This is a genomic window from Streptomyces sp. NPDC005496, from assembly GCF_042872045.1.
GTDB lineage: Bacteria > Actinomycetota > Actinomycetes > Streptomycetales > Streptomycetaceae > Streptomyces.
In genome coordinates this window covers 293036-313082 of record NZ_JBIAJQ010000004.1, presented here as the reverse complement: position 1 = coordinate 313082, position 20047 = coordinate 293036, and the positions used below count along the sequence as shown (strand labels likewise).

Here is a 20047-nt window from a genome sequence, read left to right as displayed (position 1 = left end):
GTTGCGGCGAGCGCGTGATGTGCGACACGCGAAGGTCCTTCCGTACGAAGCCCGTGCTGACGCGGCGGAACCGCCCCGAGGCCGGGACCGCCACCCTCCGTACGGCCCGCCTTCACCCGCAGTTCAATCCGCACGGTCAACCGCGCGCAAAGACTACGCCGGGACCCGCCGACCACTCCGTACACGCGGCCCTAGATGTCCGCCCGCACCGCGACCCCGCGCGCCCACCGGTAGTCGGCCTTCCCGCTCGGCGAACGCTGGATGCTGTCCGTGATCACCAGCTGGCGCGGCACCTTGTACCCGGCGAGACGGGAACGGCAGTGCGTCTGGATGTCCTCCAGGGACGGTTCGGCCGCTCCCCGGCGCAACTGGACCACGGCTGCCACGTGATTGCCCCACGTGGCGTCGGGCACCCCGGCGACCAGTGCGTCGTAGACGTCCGGGTGGGCCTTGAGGGCCTGCTCGACCTCCTCCGGATAGACCTTCTCGCCCCCGGTGTTGATGCACTGGGAGCCCCGGCCGAGGACGGTGACGACGCCCTCCTCGTCGACCGTCGCCATGTCACCGAGGAGGACCCACCGCTCACCGTCCTTGTGGAAGAAGGTCTCGGCCGTCTTCTTCGGGTCGTTGTAGTAGCCGAGGGGCACGTGACCGCGCTGCGCGATGCGCCCGGGCTCGCCGACCGCGACCGGTTCGTGGGTGGCCGGATCCACCACCCGCGTACGGTCGTTGACGCGCACCCGGAAGCCCCTGTCCGGGCCCGAGTCCGGTGTCGCCGTGCCGTTGAAGCCGGACTCGGAGGAACCGAAGTTGTTCAGCAGCATCACGTTCGGGACGAGCGCCTGGAACTGCTCGCGGACCGTCTCCGACATGATCGCCCCGGACGAGGACACGCTGAACAGCGAGGAGCAGTCGGTGCCCTTGAGGGGGCCGCCGAGCGCGTCGATCAGTGGCCGCAGCATGGCGTCGCCGACCAGGGACACGCTGGTGACCCGCTCCCGCTCGATGGTGCGCAGCACCTCATCGGGCACGAACTTGCGGTGGATCACGACGCGTTGGCCGAAGTTGAACCCGATGAACGCGGTGAGCGTGGAGGTGCCGTGCATCAGCGGGGGAGTCGGGAAGAAGGTGATGCCGTCGCCGCCCGCCGCCACGCGCTCGGCCAGCTCCTGCGGGGAGGCGACCGGCTCTCCCGTCGGCGCGCCACCGCCCAGCCCGGAGAAGAACAGGTCCTCCTGGCGCCACATCACGCCCTTGGGCATGCCGGTCGTGCCGCCCGTGTAGATGATGAACTGGTCGTCCGCCGACCGCGACGGGAATCCCCGTGCGGGAGAGCCCGCGGCCTCGGCGTCCCTGAAGTCCACCCCCGGCGCGGTGACGGCACCGGGCCCGGGGCTCCCGACGCGGACCAGGTGCCGCAGCGCGGGAGTACGCGGCAGGGCCGCCGCCACGCGGTCGGTGAACTCGGCGTCGTAGACCAGGGCCACCAGATCGGCGTCCCGGTAGAGGTAGACCAACTCCTCCTCGACATAGCGGTAGTTGACGTTGACCGGCACGATCCGCGCCTTCAGGCAGGCCAGCACGGTCTGCACGTACTCGACCCCGTTGTAGAGATGGAGTCCGAGGTGCTCGCCGGAACGGACACCGGCGTCGATCAGGTGGTGGGCGACGCGGTTCGCCGCCGTGTCGAGCTCGGCGTAGGTCAGACGGCGCTCGGCCCCGGTGCCGGGGTGGTCGATGTACACGAGTGCCTCGCGGTCGGGGACCACGTCGACGACCGACTCGAACAGGTCGGCAAGGTTGTACTCCACCGCTCCTCCTGACCCCGGGCAGGCCCGGTATCCCTCGGCTCGTCGGTCATCAGAGCAAAGCGGGACCCAACAGGGAAGGGCCCGGGGCGAAGAAATCTGACTGTCTGTCAGAAAACCCTTGTACTGGCCCGGCGCCTCCTGCAACCTGTTCTCGTTCCTGAGACGGGAGGACGGCAATGGGTGGGACGGAACACCTCACCGTGCAGCGCGAAGGCGCCACACTGGTGCTCACGCTCAACAGGCCCGAGGCCAAGAACGCGCTCTCGCTGCCGATGCTGGTCGGCCTGTACGACGGCTGGACCGAGGCCGACGAGGACGACACCGTCCGCTCGGTCGTCCTCACCGGAGCGGCCGGCACGTTCTGCGCCGGGATGGACCTCAAGGCGCTCGCGGGCGGCGGGATGGACGGGCAGCAGTACCGGGACCGGCTCAAGGAGGACCCGGACCTGCACTGGAAGGCGATGCTGCGCCACCACCGCCCCCGAAAGCCGGTGATCGCCGCAGTCGAGGGCCACTGCGTCGCGGGCGGCACGGAGATCCTCCAGGGCACCGACATCCGGGTGGCCGGGGAGTCGGCAACCTTCGGGCTCTTCGAGGTCAGGCGCGGCCTGTTCCCGATCGGCGGGTCCACGGTCCGCCTCCCGCGGCAGATCCCGCACACCCACGCCCTGGAGATGCTGCTCACGGGACGCCCGTACAGCGCCGAGGAGGCCGCCGCCATAGGGCTGATCGGCCGGGTCGTCCCCGACGGCACCGCGCTCACCGAGGCGCTGCAGATCGCCGAACGGGTCAACGCCTGCGGCCCGTTGGCCGTCGAGGCCGTGAAGGCGTCCGTGTACGCGAACGCCGGCCTGAGCGAGACCGACGCACTGGCCGCCGAACTGGAGCGCGGCTGGCCGGTCTTCGACACCGCCGACGCCAAGGAGGGCTCCCGGGCCTTCGCCGAGAAGCGCCCGCCCGTCTTCCGGCGCGCCTGACCTCCGGCAGGAGACGCGGCGCTCGACCCCCGAAGGAGCCACCCGGGATGCCCGAAGTCCTCAAAGCCCCCCTGGTCCTCGAATTCCCCTTCACCCGCTCGCTCGGCCCCGTCCAGAGCGCCTTCCTCACCGGTCTGCGCGAGCGGGTCGTGCTCGGGGTGCGGACGACCGACGGCAGGACGCTCGTCCCGCCCGTCGAGTACGACCCCGTGACCGCCGAGGAGATACGCGACCTCGTCGAGGTCGCCCCCACCGGCACCGTCACCACCTGGGCGTGGAACCACGCGCCACGACGCGGCCAGCCCCTCGGCACCCCCTTCGCCTGGGTGCTCGTCCGCCTCGACGGAGCCGACACCGCCCTGCTGCACGCCCTCGACGCCCCCGGACCCGAGGCCGTCCGCACCGGCATGCGCGTCCGTGTGCGCTGGGCGGGGGAACGCTCCGGCGCCATCACGGACATCGCCTGCTTCGAACCGCACGAGGACCCGCCCGGCGTCAGCGCCCAGTCGCCCGGACGGGCGGGCGCGGCCGAACCGGCACCCCACGACGGGCGGTTCGACGACATGGTGACCGGCATCGTCGCCCCCGCCCGCCTCGACTACGTGTACTCGCCCGGCCGCGCCCAGACCGCCTTCATCAACGCCCTCGCCGACCGGCGCACGGTGGGCGAACGCTGCCCGTCCTGCCGCAAGGTGTACGTCCCGCCCCGGGGAGCGTGCCCGACCTGCGGGGTCGCCACGTCGGAGCAGGTCGAGGTCGGCCCGCGCGGCACGCTCACCACGTACTGCATCGTCAACATCAAGGCGAAGAACCTCGACATCGAAGTGCCCTACGTCTACGGGCACATCGCCCTCGACGGCGCCGACCTCGCCCTGCACGGCCGCATCGCGGGCATCCCCTACGACCAGGTGCGCATGGGGCTGCGGGTCGAACCGGTCTGGACGGACGGGGGCCGGTACCCCGACCACTACCGGCCCACCGGCGAACCCGACGCGGACTACGAGGCGTACAAGGAGCTGCTGTGATGCGGGACATCGCCGTCGTCGCCTTCGGGCAGACCGACCACCGGCGCACCAGCGACGAGCTCTCCGAGGTGGAGATGCTCCTCCCGGTCCTGCACGAGGTCCTCGACCGGACCGGCCTGCGGACCAGCGACATCGACTTCACCTGCTCGGGCTCCTCGGACTACCTCGCCGGCCGCGCCTTCTCCTTCACCATGGCGCTCGACGGGGTGGGTGCCTGGCCGCCGATCTCGGAGTCCCACGTGGAGATGGACGGCGCGTGGGCCCTGTACGAGGCGTGGACCAAGCTGCTGACCGGCGACGCCGACACCGCGCTCGTGTACGGCTACGGCAAGTCGTCGCCCGGCTCCGTACGGGACGTCCTGACCCGCCAGCTCGACCCGTACTACGTGGCGCCTCTGTGGCCGGACTCGGTCGCCCTCGCCGCGCTCCAGGCGCAGGCGCTCATCGACGCGGGTGAGACCGACGAGGGCGCCCTCGCCGCCGTCGCGTCCCGCAGCCGCGCCTCCGCGGCCCACAACCCCCATGCCCAGCTGCGGGGTTCCGTACCGCACGGCGACTACGCGGTGCGCCCGCTGCGCACCGGCGACTGCCCGCCCGTCGGGGACGGGGCCGCGGCGGTCGTCCTCGCGGCCGGCGACCGCGCCCGTGAGCTGTGCGAGCGGCCCGCCTGGATCCGCGGCATCGACCACCGCATCGAGGCGCACTCCCTCGGGGTACGCGACCTGACGGACTCGCCCTCCACGCGCCTCGCCGCCGAGAAGGCCGGCGCCTTCGAACGACCGGTCGACACAGCCGAGTTGCACGCCCCCTTCACCTCGCAGGAGGTGGTCCTGCGCAAGGCGCTGCGGCTCGGCGACGACGTCCGGGTGAACCCCTCCGGGGGCGCGCTCGCCGCCCACCCCGTCATGGCCGCCGGGCTCATCCGCATCGGCGAGGCCGCCGCCCGCGTCCACCGCGGGGAGTCGGACCGCGCGCTCGCCCACGCCACGTCCGGGCCCTGCCTCCAGCAGAACCTGGTCGCCGTACTCGAAGGGGACGCCCGATGAGCAAGGAGCCCGTGGCCGTCGTAGGCATCGGCCAGACCAAGCACGTGGCCGCCCGGCACGACGTGTCCGTCGCCGGCCTGGTCCGCGAGGCCGCCCGGCGGGCCCTCGACGACGCCGAGCTGACCTGGGCCGACGTCGACGCCGTCGTGATCGGCAAGGCGCCCGACTTCTTCGAGGGCGTCATGATGCCCGAGCTGTACCTGGCCGACGCGCTCGGCGCCGTCGGCAAGCCGATGCTCCGCGTCCACACCGCCGGTTCCGTCGGCGGCTCGACGGCGCTCGTCGCCACGAACCTGATCGCCGCGCGGGTCCACGGCACCGTCCTGACCCTGGCCTTCGAGAAGCAGTCGGAGTCGAACGCCATGTGGGGCCTGTCCCTGCCGGTCCCCTTCCAGCAGCCCCTGCTGGCCGGCGCGGGCGGCTTCTTCGCCCCGCACATACGTGCCTACATGCGGCGCACCGGCGCCCCCGACACCGTCGGCTCGCTGGTCGCGTACAAGGACCGCCGCAACGCGCTCAAGAACCCGTACGCGCATCTCCACGAACACGACATCACCCTGGAGAAGGTCCAGGCCTCGCCCATGCTGTGGGACCCGGTCCGCTACTCGGAGACCTGCCCGTCCTCGGACGGGGCCTGCGCGATGGTCCTCACCGACCGGGCCGGCGCGGCCCGTTCGCCGCGCCCGCCCGCCTGGCTGCACGGCGGGGCGATGCGCAGTGAGCCCACGCTCTTCGCAGGCAAGGACTTCGTGTCGCCGCAGGCCGGCAAGGACTGCGCCGCCGACGTCTACCGGCAGGCGGGCATCGCGGACCCGCGCCGGGAGATCGACGCCGTCGAGATGTACGTCCCCTTCTCCTGGTACGAGCCGATGTGGCTGGAGAACCTCGGCTTCGCCGCCGAGGGGGAGGGCTGGAAGCTCACCGAGTCCGGCGTGACGGAGCTGGACGGCGACCTGCCCGTCAACATGTCGGGCGGGGTCCTCTCCACCAATCCGATCGGGGCCTCCGGCATGATCCGCTTCGCGGAGGCCGCGCTCCAGGTGCGCGGACAGGCGGGAGAGCACCAGGTGGACGGGGCCCGCCGGGTGCTGGGGCACGCCTACGGCGGCGGATCCCAGTTCTTCTCGATGTGGCTGGTCGGCGCCGCGCCTCCGGTCTCCTGAACCCGTCCCCCTCACGTGGCCTGTCCGCCACCCGAACCGATCGCTAGGCTGGCGGCGGACGACGAACCGGGAGGAGCACGGACGTGGCCGAAAGCACCATCGAGCAGCACCCGCTCGCGGGCTGGGACAAGCCGGAGCTGGATCTCAGCAACGCCGAGTGGCAGTCCAGCAGCCGAGGACGGGGAGACGTCCAGATCGCCTTTGTCGAGGGCTTCATCGCGATGCGCAACAGCGGCCGCCCGCAGAGCCCTTCGCTGATCTTCACGCCCGCCGAATGGGGCGCGTTCGTGTCGGGGGCACGCGAAGGCGAGTTCGACCTCACCTGACAGCCCGGACTCCCACTAGAGAGCCCTGCCCTCACCTGAGAGCCTGCGCCGCCACCCCCTCCCGCCGGCCGGGAGGGGGTCGGCCGGCCCCCCTCCCGGGCGCGGCTGTCCGGCGCCACCGCCGCTCCACCGCGGACCGCGGACCGCGGCCGGCCGCCACGCCCGCCGCCGTCCTGCCCGCCCGCACACGGCGAGGGCATGTACGCGAAGACGTCCAGGGCCCCGAGGGTGCGCGTCGGCCGGTCGGGAGTGACCGGCGGTGCGCCGTGGGCCGGGGTGACGTCCCGGCCGTGTTCCCGGCCGCCCGCCCCGGCGCCCCCAGGGCCCCGCACCCGCCCGGGCACGTACCATGGCGGCATGTCCTTCCTCCGCCGCCGCAGCGCCACACCCGCCGGCCCCGACTTCGACGTGCTGGCCATGGACCCGGGCGACTGGCCGGGCAATCTCGGCGCCGGCCTGCTCCCCGCCCCCGACGGCAGCTGCCAGGGCGTCTTCCTGCGCTACGACCTGTTCGGCGGACGCGGCCCCGCGATGATCATCGGCAATCTGCCGGAGGGCTCCCCGGCCCGTGACATCGAGGAGGACGAGGTCCCGTTCGAGGTGGCGCAGCTCCTGCTCGCGCTGGAGAACGAGGAGGAGGTCACGGTCGTCGGAGCCGAGGACATGCCGGTGATGCAGGGGGACAACCTGCTGATCGTGCGCCGCCTCAAGCTCTCCGAGAGCCGTATCTCGTGCGTCCAGTTCGACCGCAGTGACAACGTCCTGGTGACCATCGCCGCCTGGGACCGCCCCATCACCGACGACCTGTACGCGCTGCTGAAGCCGCTGCCGGCGGAACTGTTCCAGCAGGGCTGAGCCCTCCCGGTGCCGGAGCGCAGGCACCCCCGGAGACGACAGGGCCGGGCCCGCGGCGACGCGGACCCGGCCCTTTCCGTGCGCGGCGCTACGAGGCGGAGCCGGTGAGCTCCACGTCGGCGGCCCGGACGAAGGCCACCCGGTGGCCGAACTGGATCTCGTAGTACTTGTCCTTGCCGATCACGACCTTGTGCGGGGCCGTGTCGAAGGTCGGCGCGTAGAAGTACTCGCCGGCCACCGTGGCGCCGACCGCGTAGCGCTGGCCCGCGAGCAGCTTGTACGGCAGCGGGGAGACGGCCTGCACCGGCACGCCCGCCGGATACGCCTCCTTCTCGGGGTACGCGCGTCCGTACACCGGGACCTCGCTCAGACCGGCCTTCGGGGTCGCCACCCGGCCCGTGGCGTCCACCGCCGTGGGCTGCTTCCTCGGGTTCTTGAACCAGGCCTTCTGGCCCAGGTACCAGATCGCCGTCCAGTCGCCGTCACGCTCCGCCACCGCGTACCGCTGGCCGGTGGAGACGCGTGAGCCGATGTCGTTCACGTCGGTCGTGGAGTCGCCCCCGGAGGGCCGCAAACCGATGTCTTTGATCAGCGGCGAGCTCTCGTCGGGCAGGCTGTACAGCCGCACCTCGCTGGAACCGTGGGCCGCACAGGGCTCGCCCTTGGTGACGCAGCCCGTGTAGAGCGGCTTGTGCTCGGCGTACTTCGGCAGCACCGTCACCAGCCCGCCGTCGGCCTTGGCCGTGCGGTGGAAGGGACGGCCCATCAGCGCGAAGTAGTGCTGCCAGTCCCAGTAGGGGCCCGGGTCCGTGTGCATGCCGGGCACCGTCGACGCGGTCGGGCCCGGCACGTTGTCGTGCCCGAGGATGTGCTGGCGGTCCAGCGGGATGCCGTACTTCCTGGCCAGGTACGTCACCAGCCGCGCCGACGAGCGGTACATCGCCTCCGTGTACCAGGCGTCCGGAGAGGCGAGGAAGCCCTCGTGCTCCAGGCCGACCGACTTGGCGTTCACGTACCAGTTGCCCGCGTGCCAGGCGACGTCCTTGGCCTTCACGTGCTGCGCGATGTGGCCGTCGGTCGAGCGAAGCGTGTAGTTCCAGGACACGTACGTCGGGTCCTGGACCATGTTCAGGACGCCCTCCCAGGCGCCCTCGGTGTCGTGGACGACGATGTACTCGATGCGCTGTGCCGCGGGCCGGTCGCCCAGGTCGTGGTTGCCGTAGTCGCCGTCGCCGAACTCCTCGTAGGGCGCCGGGATCCACTCGCAGGACACGTTCGCCGGGCATTCGGTGCCCTCGGCGGAGGCCTGGCGCAGACCGGCGCGGCGCAGCTGCGCGGTGTCCGGCCGCAGCGCGGGCCGCGCGGCGAGCGTCACGCGCTCTCCGGTGTCGGTGGTGCGCCGCTCGCCCCCGCGGATGACGTCGTACACGTCGTCGGCGTACGCCGCCGCGGTGGCGCTGTCGTCGGCGGCCGAGAAGCGGGCCACCGCCCCGTACCAGTCGGCGGGGTCACCGCTCAGGGGTTCACCCAGCTGCCGCTGGGCGGCGGCGAGCAGCGCGGCGCCGCCCGCCACGTTGGCGGCGGCGTCCGTGCGCAGCCGCTCGGGCGAGAGCCCGGTCAGCTCGGACGCCTTCCTCAACGTCGTGAGCCGTGCGGGCAGTTCCGCGTTCCGCGGCACCTTCGTGCCGGGCAGCAGGGGCGCACGCGAGCCGTCGCCGCGGGCGTCCTCCGTGCCCTCGGAGTGGTGGCGCGCACCGCTCTCGGCGAGCGCGGTGCGGGCATCGGTGAGGTGCATCGGCCCGTAGCCGCCCGAGACGCTCGGCGCTCCGCCGTGCGTGTCCCAGCGGGACTGGAGGTAGGAGACGCCGAGCAGCACGCTCTGCGGGACCCGGTACTCGGCCGCCGCGGCGGCGAAGGCGCCCCGCAGGCTCCCGGCGGGCTCCGGTGCCGAGGTGCCGGACGGGGCGGCGCCGAGCAGCGGCAGCAGCAGAGCGGCCGAGGCGACCGCGACCGCCGTCCTGCGTACGCGTCCGGATGTGCCGGGGGCGTTGGGGTAGGTGGCGGTTCCTCGCAATGCGGCCTCCTGGGACGGTCGGGCGCGGTGGGTGGGGCGGGCCCGACGTGGGTCAGTGGTACCCGCTCTCCGACGATCCGTCAATCATGCCCAGCAGAGGCCGCTTTCCCATGTCAGAGGCGGTCGAAGGGAGTTTCGTGGCGGCGGCGTGGCGGCCTGCGGGGCGTCAGTGGCGTGGACCTCTGGACCCGGTTCGCGCCCGGACATGACGAAGGTCCGCGGTACGCCCCTGTCCCGGGCGTACCGCGGACCGCCATCCCCCGTCAGCGAGTGCCGACCGCCGCTCGGACGGCCTTGCGGGCCATCTGGCAGTCGTCGTGCAGCCGCCTCAGCAGCAGCCGCTGTTCCTCGCCGGACGGCGCAGCACCCGGATGGGCCGGTCCCGGTGCCGCCGGGGTCGTGTCGTGCATCGAACGCTGCACGGCCGTCTCGTAGGTACGGATCTCGCGGGTCAGTACCAGCATCAGGTTGACCAGGAAGGCGTCGCGTGCCGCCGGTCCCGCCGCCTGGGCGAGCTGACTGATCTGGCGCCGCGCCATGGGGGCGTCACCGAGGACCGCCCACAGCGTCGCCAGGTCGTAGCCCGGCAGGTACCAGCCCGCGTGCTCCCAGTCCACCAGCACCGGACCGGCCGGTGAGAGCAGGATGTTCGACAGGAGGGCGTCGCCGTGGCAGAACTGGCCCATGCCCTGACGGCCCGTGGAATGCGCGATGCCGTGCACGAGCTTCTGGAGATCACCCATGTCCCGGTCCGTGAGCAGACCCAGCTCATGGAAGCGGGAGATCCGCTCCGCGTAGTCCAGCGGGGCATGGAAGGTCCCCGCCGGCGGCCGCCACGCGTTCAGCCGGCAGATCGCGCTGAGTGCCGCCCGGATGTCCGCGCGCGGCGGCGTCTCCAGAGGGTGGCGCTGCAGCGCGGCGACCCGACCGGGCATCCGCTCGATCACCAGGGTGCAGTTGTCCGGGTCCGCCGCGATCAGCCGGGGCACCCGGACCGGCGGCCGGTGCCGGACGAACGAGCGGTAGGCAGCTATTTCGTGCCGGATCCGCTCCGCCCAGATGGGGGAGTGGTCCAGTAAGCACTTGGCGACGGCGGTGCTGCGGCCGGTGGTGCCGACCAGGAGCACGGAGCGTCCGCTGCGGCGCAGTACCTGCACCGGAGCGAACTCCGGACAGATCCGGTGCACCGACGCGATCGCCGTGCGCAGCTGCGCGCCCTGGGGGCCGGACAAGTCGAGTCTCCCGCTGAGCGGTTGGGCACCTGGCCCCGGAACACGCCGCGTCCTGCCGGCGCCGAGCACGGGGCCCGCCGCCTGGCGCGCGGGGTCGAGGTAGGGGCCGCTGCCCGCCGGGCGGGAGTGGAGCGACCGGGGCGGAGCGGACACGGAGGACGATGCTGTGTACATGGGCGATACAGATCCCTTCGTGTGCCTGCGAATTGCGGCGTCAACCCGCCCGGTCGCCCTGATGCACCCTGGGGAGTGCCCCAGCGGCAACCGGGTCGGGGTGGCGCGTTCCTACCTGACACCCGGGGGTCACTGGCACACCATCTGGCGCACCCTGGCGAACCCTGGCGAATAGTCGCTCAGCAACTGACAGGCGGTTACTGTCGATTTCAGCCGAGAACCTGGGGGCTTGACGTGAACGGACAACCCAACACCCGCCTGTCGGACCTGTTCGGCCTGGCCGGCTGGTCCAAGGGTGAACTCGCGAGGATGGTCAACAGGCAGGCGGCGGCCATGGGCCACCCCCAGCTGGCGACCGACACCTCACGGGTGCGGCGTTGGATCGACATGGGAGAGATCCCGCGCGATCCGGTGCCGCGGGTGCTGGCGGCGCTGTTCACCGAGCGACTCGGCCGTGTCGTGACCATTGAGGACCTCGGCCTGGTCCGGCACGGGCGCGCGGGGAAACGGCAAGGCGACGGGAACGTGGAACATCCCGACGGAGTGCCGTGGGCGCCCGACCGTACGGCTGCGGTCCTCACCGAATTCACGGGAATGGACCTCATGCTCAACCGACGCGGCTTGGTGGGCGCGGGTGCCGCGCTCGCCGCGGGATCAGCACTCAGCAGTGCCATGCATGACTGGCTGCACACCGATCCGGCCCTGACCGCCGACGCTCCGGAACTCGACAACCCCCTGCACGCCGACCCCGCTGGGTTCGACCGCTATGAGGCCGCCCCCATCGGGTCGCAGGAGATCGAGGAACTGGAGCGCTCGGTCGAGGTGTTCCGGGCCTGGGACGCCGCCCGCGGTGGCGGCCTCCAGCGCAAGGCTGTGGTGGGCCAGCTCAACGAAGTAGGGGGCATGCTCTCCTACCGGCACCCCGACCATCTGCAGCGGCGCCTGTGGGGCGTCGCCGCCAACCTCGCCGTCCTCGCGGGCTGGATGTCGCACGACGTCGGCCTGGAGCCCACGGCTCAGAAGTACTTCATCATCGCCACCCACGCGGCCCGCGAGGGCGGAGACCGGCCCCGTGCCGGCGAGGCGCTCTCCCGGGCGGCCCGCCAGATGGTGCACCTGGGCCGGCCCGACGACGCACTCGACCTCATGAAGCTCGCCAAGTCCGGCTCGGGCGACGAGATGCTGCCCCGGACGCAGGCCATGCTCTACACCATCGAGGCCTGGGCACAGGCGTCGATGGGCAAGGGCCAGGCCATGCGGCGCACCCTCGGCGAGGCGGAGGACCTGTTCGTCTCCGACCGTGGGGACGTGCCGCCGCCGAGCTGGATGCAGATGTTCGACGAGGCCGACATGCACGGGATGCAGGCGCTCGCCTACCGCACCCTCGCCGAGCACGAGCCGTCGGCGGCCGCCACCGCGCAGCGTCACGCGAAGGAGGCACTCAAGCTGCGCGGGTCCGGACGGGAGCGCTCCAAGATCTTCGACCACATCTCCCTGGCGTCCGCCTGCTTCATCGCCGACGACCCGGAACAGGCCGACCGCTACGCGCGACTGGCGCTGACGTCGATGGGGGCCAACTCCTCCCAGCGCACCTGGGACCGACTGCGCGAGATGTACCGGCTCACCGGGCAGTACTCCAGCTACCCGAAGATCCACGACCTGCGTGAGGAGATCAAACTGTCGCTGCCCAAGGGCGCGTTGAAGCCCAGGGGAGGCAACAGCTCCCGGGCGTGAGGGCCCGGGTCAGGACATCACCCTGGCGACGAGCACGCAGGCGTCGTCCTCGCGCTCCGTCTCGCCGCACTCCTCGACGACCGTCCGTACGCAGTCCAGGGCCGTGCGTGCCGCGCACAGGCGCGGGGCCAGGCCGAGCAGGCGCCGCACGGCGGCCGTCCCGGTGCGTCGCGGGACCAGTCCGTCGGTGCGCAGGAGCAGCACGTCGCCCGCTTCGAGGGTTTCCTCGGCCTGCCCGTACGCGGCGCCGGGGGTCGCTCCGAGCAGCACACCCTCGGGCGCCGTCAGGGCGCGTCCCGTCCCGCCGCGGAACAGCAGCGGGGCGGGATGTCCTGCCCGCGCCCAGGTCAGGGTGCGGGTCTCGGGGCGGTAGCGGCAGCAGACGGCGCTGCCCAGCGCGGGCTGGCCGGTGGCGTCCATCAACTGGTTGAGCCAGGAAAAGAGTTGCCCGGGCCGGGTGCCCGCCATGGCCATGCCGCGCAGGGCGCCGAGCAGTGTGGCCATGCCCGAGGCCGCGGCGACCCCGTGGCCCGTGAGGTCGCCGACGCTGAGCAGCGTCTCGTCCCCGGGCAGCTCCATGGCGTCGTACCAGTCGCCGCCGATCAGGGTCCCCGTGGCGGAGGTCAGGTGGCGGCCGGCGAGGTCGAGCGCCCCGGGTCCCTCGTGCAGGGGGCGCGGGGAGCCGCGCAGGGAGGGCAGCACGGATTCCTGCAACTCGGCCGCGAGCCGGCGTTCGGTCTGCGCGAAGTGCCGCTGGCGTTGCAGCGAGTCCCGGGTCTCGCTCACGGTGCGCTGGCTGCGGCGGAGTTCGCTGACGTCGCGCAGGACGGCCCACATGGAGGCGGTGCTGCCGTCGGTGTGCAGGACGGGCTCGCCCATCATGTGCACGGTCCGCACCCCGCCGTCGGGACGCCGGATGCGGAACTCCCCGTCGATGGGTTTGGCGTCGATGAGGCAGTCGGTCACCATCGCCGTGAGCATCGACCGGTCCTCGTCGTGCACGAGGGCCGGGAGCTCGTCGAGGGTGAGCGGGGGAGCGGCGGGGTCGCGGCCGAGGATCTGGTAGAGCTCCCCGGACCAGCTGGCCTCGTCCGTCAGCAGGTTCCATTCGGCGCTGCCCACCCGGCTGAGGAGGGAGCCGTGCAGGGGCGTGTCGGGCTCGGCCCGCCCGGGGCGGACCGTTGGGGGCGCGGGCACGGGCGGCGGCCCGTCGCGCAATTGCGCCAAGTGTGCGTCGAGGTCGTTGAGTTGGTGCATCGCCAGGTCGCAGAGGGCGCGCTGCCAGCGGCCCTGCGGATCGGTGCCGTCGGCGGGAGCGTCACGTCGTACCGCGTCCATCTCTCCGCGCAGCCGCCGCGTCTGCGAGATGAGCGCGTCGACCGTGCCGCTCGGCGGCGGCTGGGCGGCGGGGCTGTCCGCAGAGAGATGGGGGGACATGACGTACTCCGATGCGGGGACGGTGCGACCCGGGAAGTCGGAAGGACCATCACGACTGTGGCACAGCGCACGACGCCCTGTAAGGGATTTGGCGACACCCGACGCGGTCGTGCATCTGGCATATGCCGCAGTCCTCCCGGCCGATGCGGCTCGACCCGATCGCGTACGCTCGTACCGGATCAAGTCGTAGACAGAGTACGCGACTTGATGGCTCATCGGGAGACGTCGGACCCTCGTCCAATCTGTTGTTCGAGGGTCATCTGTGCGACTGCCTTCGGGCGGGTTCCGCGTCCTTCCGCCCGCACGGGACGGGACCCGCCCGAAGACGTCCGCGGGCTCCCCTCGGCTCAGGCGTACAGGCCGGGGCGCGGGGCCGCTTCGACGGCCGTCCGCGCGCCGCTCTCCTGCGCGCGGACACCCGCCTCGGCGACGACGGCCGCCGCGTAGCCGTCCCAGGCGCTCGGTCCTGCCACCCGGCCCTCACGGGTCGCGTCCACCCACGCCTGGACCTCGCGGTCGTAGGCGTCCGCGAACCGCACGAGGTAGTCCCGCGCCACGTCCTCCCGCGCACCGCCGGCGTCGGTCACGACCATCGTGTGCTCGTCGCCGATCCGCGCGCTCCCCGTCTCGCAGACCGCCTCGCAGCGCACCTGGTAGCCGAATCCGCAGTTCACGAAGATCTCCACGTCCACCAGGGCGCCTTCCGAGGTCTCGAACAGCACCAGCTGGGGATCGCCCAGCCCCTCGGGCGCCCCCGACGAGGGCCGCGGCCGCAGCACGGTCACGGCCGTCAGCTCCTGGCCCAGCAGCCAGCGTGCCGCGTCGATCTCGTGCGACACGGAGCTGTTGATCAGCATCGCGGTCGTGAAGCCGGGCGGCGACGCCACATTGCGGTGCGTGCAGTGCAGCATGAGGGGCCGGCCCAGACGGCCGCTGTCCAGCAGGGACTTCAGGCGCAGGTATTCGGCGTCGTAGCGCCGCATGAACCCGACCTGCGTCAGCCGCCGCCCGAGCCGCGCCTCCGCCTCCACCACCCGCAGCGCTCCCGCCGACTCCGGCGTCAGCGGCTTCTCGCACAGCACCGGCAGCCCGCGTCCGAGCGCGGCCAGCACGGCCTCCTCGTGGGCGGGACCGGGTGAGGCGATCAGTACCGCGCCGACTCCCGGCGCGTCCAGCGCGGCGGCGACGTCCGCGTGCACCGACACCCCGTCGATGCCCGCGACGGCCTCCTTGGCCCGGTCGGTGTCCGGGTCCGCCACCGCGGCGACCCGGGCACCGCTCACCGTCCGGTCCAGGCGCCTTATGTGGTCCGCCCCCATGTGTCCCGCACCCAGAACCGCCACACCCAGTAGTCCGCTCACGCGCTCCGCACCTCTCACGCCGACAGTCCGGTCTTCCGCTCAGATTGTCGGCCGTGGATCAGTAGCGCAGAACCCCCGCGATGCGGTCGGCGTCCGTCAGCGCGCCGTCGGCGAGGAAGCGGACCTCGGCTCCGGTCTCCAGGCACTGCTCGACGATCTCGTCCACGATGTCCTCGCGGGCGTCCAGATCACCGCTCTCGGCGGGCACGAGGTGGTCGCCGTCGTCGCGCACCGTCGCGCGGTAGTTCTCCTCGACGGCGAGCAGCCGGACCCGGCCCTCGGTCGCGCTGCGCCACAGCTCGTCCAGTCCGGCGGCGAACTCCTTGCGCCCCCGCGCGTTCTCGAGTTCCTCCGCCACACCGTCGGCCGTCTTGCGGTCGTGGGCGACGACGAGGGGGCGGATCGCCTGCCACACGGCGTCGGGCGTCGCCTGGGCGAGCCCGCCGTGGGAGAGGTGTTCGGCGTCCTTGGTGACGGTGCCGATCTCGTCGACGAGGGAGAGCGCGGCGGTCTCCCCGGTGACGTACAGCGTGCGCGGACGCTCGCGCAGGACGGCGCTCATGGCGCTGTCGGCCTCGCGCAGGAAGTGCCGGGTGTCCTCGTCGCGGAAGATGCTGGGCTGGTCGCCGATCCGCTCCTGGCGCTCGGCGTCGAAGTTCTCGCGGTCGCGGGTCATCGGGAAACCGTCGCTGTGGTGCTGGGTGACGCGGTCCGTGCCGCCGTTCCACAGCGTGACGTGGTCCGCGGAGAGGGACAGCACCCAGAACGGCCGCTGTGCGGCATGGGCGGCGACGAGGTTGCGGGTCAGGAAGGTGTCCGAGAGCACCACCCGCTCCGGCACGCTGCGGGCCAGTGTCCACACCTGGTGCTCGCCCGGCGCCGCGAAGATCGCGAGTCCGTCCTCCGTGTGTGCCAGGTCGACCTCGGCGAGCGCCTGGTCGAGCTGCTCGACGACGTCGAGGCGGCGTTCGCGGGTGACGGCGGGATCGGCCTCCAGCTGCTTCTTCGCCTCGGCCACCACATTGCGCAGCCGGACGGCGTCCTGGGCGTTGTCGGGTCTGCGGCGGTGGGTCGGCGTCAGCACCGACACGGCCGGGTAGGGCCGCGGCCGGCGCAGCTCGGCAAGGGTCGCGGGACTGAGAGCATGCTCCATATCTGCACGATAGGACCGATTCATCCGGCGGGCATTCGGTACGGGGCCGCCTGGATGCCGGACCGGACGAGACGGGCCGACCCGGTACCGAGGTGGTGCGGCCGCCTCGGACCGTGGCTCCCCGTCAGGGGCCGAAGGAGTCGGGGTGGGCCGCCGCCCAGTCCGCGGCCCAGGAGGCGGGCGGCTCGTGGAGCAGGATGCCGGGCGCCAGCCACTCGTGCAGCCGCGTGTACGGCACGACGGTCGCGGAGTCGGTGCGCCGCACCAGATGGGCGGGCGTCAGCTCGCCCGGGTCGCGCACGCCCATGGCGGCCATCAGCTGCGCCGCGCTCTTGACCGTGGCCCGCTGGTAGCGGTGGACGCGCTCCGCCTTGTCACCGACGTCCAGGGCGCGGACCCGGCGCGGGTCCTGCGTGGTGACCCCGACCGGGCAGGTGTTGGTATGGCAGCGCTGGGCCTGGATGCAGCCGACCGCGAACATCATCGCGCGGGCGGCGTTGGTGTAGTCCGCGCCCTGGATCAGCCGCTTGACGATGTCGGCCCCGGTGGCGATCTTGCCGCTCGCGCCGATCCGGACGCGGTCGCGCAGCCCGGTGCCCACGAGGGCGTTGTGCACGGTGATCAGGCCCTCGGTGAGCGGCATCCCCAGATGGTCGGCGAACTCCAGGGGCGCGGCTCCCGTACCGCCCTCCGACCCGTCGACGACGATGAAGTCCGGGGTGACGTCCTCCGCGAGCATGGCCTGGCACACCGCGAGGAACTGGCGCCGGGACCCCACGCAGAGCTTGAAACCGGTGGGCTTGCCGTCCGCCAGTTCCCTCATGTGCGCCAGGAACAGCACCAGTTCGCGCGGCGTCGAGAACTCCCGGTGATACGGCGGCGAGATCACCGTCTCGCCCTGCGGGACGTCCCGCGTCCTCGCGATCTCGGCGTTCACCTTGGCGCCGGGCAGCACCCCGCCGATGCCCGCCTTCGCCCCCTGCGAGAGCTTCAGCGACACGCACTTGACCTCGGGCAGCGCGGCCTTGTCCGCGAACTCCCGTTCGTCGAAGCCCCCGTCGGAGGTCCGGCAGCCGAAGTACCCCGTCCCGATCTCCCAGACGAGGTCGCCGCCGCCGCGCAGGTGGTACTCCGACAGACCGCCCTCGCCGGTGTCGTGGGCGAAACCGCCCATGGCCGCGCCCTTGTTGAGCGCCAGGATCGCGTTCGAGGACAGCGAACCGAAGCTCATCGCGGACACGTTGAGCAGCGCCATGTCGTACGGCCGGGTGCAGCCGGGCCCGCCGATCCGCACCACCGCCGGCTCCTCGGGCGGCTCCACCGGGCGCATCGACGGCACCAGGAACTCGTGCCCCTCCGCGTACACGTCCAGTTCCGTGCCGAAGGGCTCCTCGGCCTCGACGCCCTTCGCCCGCTCGTACACGATGCTGCGCACGTCGCGGTCGTAGGGGCGGCCGTCGTAGTTCCGCTCGATGAAGTACTGCTGCAGCTCCGGACGCAGCGCCTCCATGAGGAAGCGGAGATGACCGAGCAGGGGGTAGTTCCGCAGCACCGAGTGCCGGCGCTGCGCCAGGTCCCACACCCCGAGCCCGGTCACGGCCAGCAGCGCGCCGGCCGCGATCCACCACCACGGCGACAGGGCGAGGGCCAGGACAGTCGCCCCGGCCGAGGCGAGGGCGACCACGAGGAGCGGGAGGAGTCGGCGCACACCACGAGTCAAACGCACGGGAGGGGAGTCGGCGACGTCAGGCATGCCTCCCGGGTGCCCCCGACGCGGGGTGCCGCCGCGTTCTTGGCGGAATCTTGATCGAATCCATGCCGTGCGGGGAGGATCACCGCCGGTCCCGTCCCGTCCGGGTCGGTCCGGCGCCCGACAGTCCGGGGCCGAGCCCACCCGGAGCCGGAGCCGGAGCCCGTCGGGCCGGGACGGCGTCCCGGTGTCTGCGTCCGACGGCCAGCGTCCCGTCCTCCGGAGTGGGCCGGCCTCCCCGGCGTCAGGCCGTCCGGTCGCCCTGCCGGCGGGACCCGTGTTCAGTCGCGGGTGTCGGAACCGCAGGAGCTGCCGTCGTCCGGCAGGGAGCCGTACAGCAGGAAGTCGTCGACCTTCTGGTGCACGCACTTGGAGGACGCGTAGCCCGTGTGCCCGTCCCCCTTGTTGTCGAGCACGACGGCCGAGGAGCCCAGCCGGTCGGCGGTCTCCTGGGTCCAGCGGTACGGGGTGGCCGGGTCGCCGCGGGTGCCGACGAGCAGCATCTTCGAGGTGCCGACGTCCCGGACCTCGTCGCGGATGAAGTCGGTGCCCGGCGGACGGCCGTAGCACATCAGCACCTGGGTGAGCCGGTAGCGGCCGAACACCGGTGACGCGTCCTCGTACTCGTCGCGCAGCCTGCCGATGTCCCGGGTGACCTGCTCGGCGGTGGGCCGGTCGGGGTCGTCCGCGCAGTTGATCGCGATGAGCGCGGCCGGGAGGTTGTCGAAGGGGACCTCCATCGCGTCCACGAGGTCGCCGTCCCGGCGCGGGCCCGCCGCACGGCCGTCGCGGCGCGTGTCCGGCAGGGCGGCGCCGCCCGACAGCTGCATGAGCCCCTGGCTGTCGCCGTCCTGGACGAGGGAGGACAGCGCCTGTTCGAGTGTCGGCCACAGCTGTCGGCTGTACAGCGCCTGACTTATCGCGCCGACGAGGTCCTGGCCGGAGAACGCCTGTCCGAAGTCCGTCGGCACCGGGTCCTGGTCCAGCGAACGGATCAGGTCCACGACGTCCTCGCGCGCCGACCGCGTGTCCTCCCCGAAGGGGCAGGTCATGTGCGCGGTGCACCACTCGAGGAAGTCCTCCAGCGCCGTCTGTTGTCCCTCGGCGCCCACCACGCCCTGTTCGGCCAGCGGCTCGGTGAGCGTGTCGACCCCGTCGAGCACCATCCGGCCGACCTTCTTCGGGAACTGCGCCGAGTACACCGCGCCCAGGCGCGTTCCGTAGGAGAAGCCGAGGTAGTTGAGCTTCTTGTCGCCGAGCGCGTCCCGCATCACGTCCAGGTCGCGCGAGGCGTTGACGGTGCCTATGTGCGGCAGGACGGGGCCGGAGTGCTTCGCGCACGCGTCCGCCATCTTCCGCAGGTCCTCCAGGGTTTCGAGCGGATCGCTCTCCTCGGAGCTCGCGGCCTCGGCCTCGGCGGCGCCCTCGCCGCAGCTGACGGGGGAGGACCGGCCGACCCCGCGGGGGTCGAAGGTCACCACGTCGTAGCCGTTCGTCAGACCCATGAAGTCCTTGCCGCCGGCCGCGAGTTCGCTGACGCCCGAACCGCCGGGACCGCCGAAGTTCAGCAGCACCGAACCCCGTTTCGGGCCGGTCGCGCGATAGCGGGCCAGCGCCAGGTCCAGCGTGCCCGCGCCGGGGCGCGCGTAGTCGAGGGGGACGGTGACCTTCCCGCACTGGAGGTCCTCGGGTGCCTCCTCGTCCTCGCAGGCGGACCACTTGATCCTCTGGTCGTAGAAACGCGTCAGGTCGGGGCCGTCGGCGGCGCCCGCCGCGGACGGCAGCTCCACCGCCAGCAGGGCCAGGGTCGCGGTCGCGGCTCCGGCGAAAACGCAGCGTTGGTGCACGGACAGCATGCAAGCCTCCAGGGACGCCCGGCTGCGGACCGGGGGGACCCCACGACCACGTGCCGGGGGCACCCCCTGGATC

General features: G+C 72.4%; 15 protein-coding genes. 7 read left to right on the top strand and 8 right to left on the bottom strand.

What is annotated here, in order from left to right:
- Nucleotides 1-191: 191 nt before the first annotated feature.
- The gene (locus ACFYQQ_RS13855; protein ID WP_355793415.1) at nt 192-1811 is read right to left on the bottom strand and encodes an acyl-CoA synthetase; all 1620 of its coding nucleotides are present in this window, start codon (nt 1809-1811) and stop codon (nt 192-194) included.
- Between the two features lie 176 nt (nt 1812-1987).
- Here ACFYQQ_RS13855 and ACFYQQ_RS13850 point away from each other — a divergent pair, with 176 nt between their 5' ends.
- From ACFYQQ_RS13850 to ACFYQQ_RS13825, 6 genes are all read left to right on the top strand, one after another.
- Nucleotides 1988-2788: a crotonase/enoyl-CoA hydratase family protein gene (locus ACFYQQ_RS13850; RefSeq protein WP_355793417.1), complete on the top strand. Its 801-nt coding sequence runs from the start codon at nt 1988-1990 to the stop codon at nt 2786-2788.
- Between the two features lie 47 nt (nt 2789-2835).
- Nucleotides 2836-3813: an OB-fold domain-containing protein gene (locus tag ACFYQQ_RS13845; RefSeq protein WP_356164345.1), complete on the top strand. Its 978-nt coding sequence runs from the start codon at nt 2836-2838 to the stop codon at nt 3811-3813.
- A complete protein-coding gene (locus ACFYQQ_RS13840; RefSeq protein ID WP_356164343.1) occupies nt 3813-4859 on the top strand; it encodes a thiolase domain-containing protein in 1047 nt (348 codons plus the stop codon). Before ACFYQQ_RS13845 ends, ACFYQQ_RS13840 begins: the two co-directional genes overlap by 1 nt.
- A complete protein-coding gene (locus ACFYQQ_RS13835; RefSeq protein WP_356164341.1) occupies nt 4856-6022 on the top strand; it encodes a thiolase domain-containing protein in 1167 nt (388 codons plus the stop codon). Before ACFYQQ_RS13840 ends, ACFYQQ_RS13835 begins: the two co-directional genes overlap by 4 nt.
- An 83-nt stretch (nt 6023-6105) precedes the next feature.
- Nucleotides 6106-6348: a DUF397 domain-containing protein gene (locus ACFYQQ_RS13830; protein ID WP_028799506.1), complete on the top strand. Its 243-nt coding sequence runs from the start codon at nt 6106-6108 to the stop codon at nt 6346-6348.
- A 357-nt stretch (nt 6349-6705) separates the two neighbouring features.
- Nucleotides 6706-7203 carry a hypothetical protein gene (locus tag ACFYQQ_RS13825; RefSeq protein WP_356164339.1) on the top strand — a complete coding sequence of 166 codons (498 nt, stop codon included), beginning with the start codon at nt 6706-6708 and terminating at the stop codon, nt 7201-7203.
- An 88-nt stretch (nt 7204-7291) separates the two neighbouring features.
- Here the strand turns inward: ACFYQQ_RS13825 and ACFYQQ_RS13820 are convergent, their stop codons facing one another.
- Together ACFYQQ_RS13820 and ACFYQQ_RS13815 are read right to left on the bottom strand one after the other, a co-directional pair.
- Nucleotides 7292-9277: an N-acetylmuramoyl-L-alanine amidase gene (locus ACFYQQ_RS13820; protein ID WP_388904586.1), complete on the bottom strand. Its 1986-nt coding sequence runs from the start codon at nt 9275-9277 to the stop codon at nt 7292-7294.
- Between the two features lie 263 nt (nt 9278-9540).
- A complete protein-coding gene (locus tag ACFYQQ_RS13815) occupies nt 9541-10683 on the bottom strand; it encodes an aminoglycoside phosphotransferase family protein (protein ID WP_356164335.1) in 1143 nt (380 codons plus the stop codon).
- Between the two features lie 234 nt (nt 10684-10917).
- Here ACFYQQ_RS13815 and ACFYQQ_RS13810 point away from each other — a divergent pair, with 234 nt between their 5' ends.
- Complete coding sequence (locus tag ACFYQQ_RS13810) at nt 10918-12417, top strand: hypothetical protein (protein ID WP_356164333.1); 1500 nt, start codon at nt 10918-10920, stop codon at nt 12415-12417.
- Between the two features lie 9 nt (nt 12418-12426).
- Here ACFYQQ_RS13810 and ACFYQQ_RS13805 read toward each other — a convergent pair whose 3' ends face one another.
- From ACFYQQ_RS13805 to ACFYQQ_RS13785, 5 genes are all read right to left on the bottom strand, one after another.
- The gene (locus tag ACFYQQ_RS13805) at nt 12427-13854 is read right to left on the bottom strand and encodes a SpoIIE family protein phosphatase (RefSeq protein WP_356164331.1); all 1428 of its coding nucleotides are present in this window, start codon (nt 13852-13854) and stop codon (nt 12427-12429) included.
- Between the two features lie 347 nt (nt 13855-14201).
- Nucleotides 14202-15215 (bottom strand): Gfo/Idh/MocA family oxidoreductase, encoded by a 1014-nt coding sequence (locus tag ACFYQQ_RS13800; protein WP_356242730.1) that lies wholly within the window; start codon nt 15213-15215, stop codon nt 14202-14204.
- Nucleotides 15216-15273: 58 nt separating this feature from the next.
- Nucleotides 15274-16368, bottom strand: coding sequence for a chemotaxis protein (locus tag ACFYQQ_RS13795; protein WP_355788550.1), 1095 nt, complete (start codon nt 16366-16368; stop codon nt 15274-15276).
- Nucleotides 16369-16492: 124 nt separating this feature from the next.
- Nucleotides 16493-18121: an FMN-binding glutamate synthase family protein gene (locus ACFYQQ_RS13790; RefSeq protein ID WP_355788548.1), complete on the bottom strand. Its 1629-nt coding sequence runs from the start codon at nt 18119-18121 to the stop codon at nt 16493-16495.
- Nucleotides 18122-18399: 278 nt separating this feature from the next.
- On the bottom strand, nt 18400-19974 hold the full coding sequence (locus tag ACFYQQ_RS13785) for an alpha/beta hydrolase (protein ID WP_355788545.1): 1575 nt from the start codon (nt 19972-19974) through the stop codon (nt 18400-18402).
- Nucleotides 19975-20047: the final 73 nt, after the last annotated feature.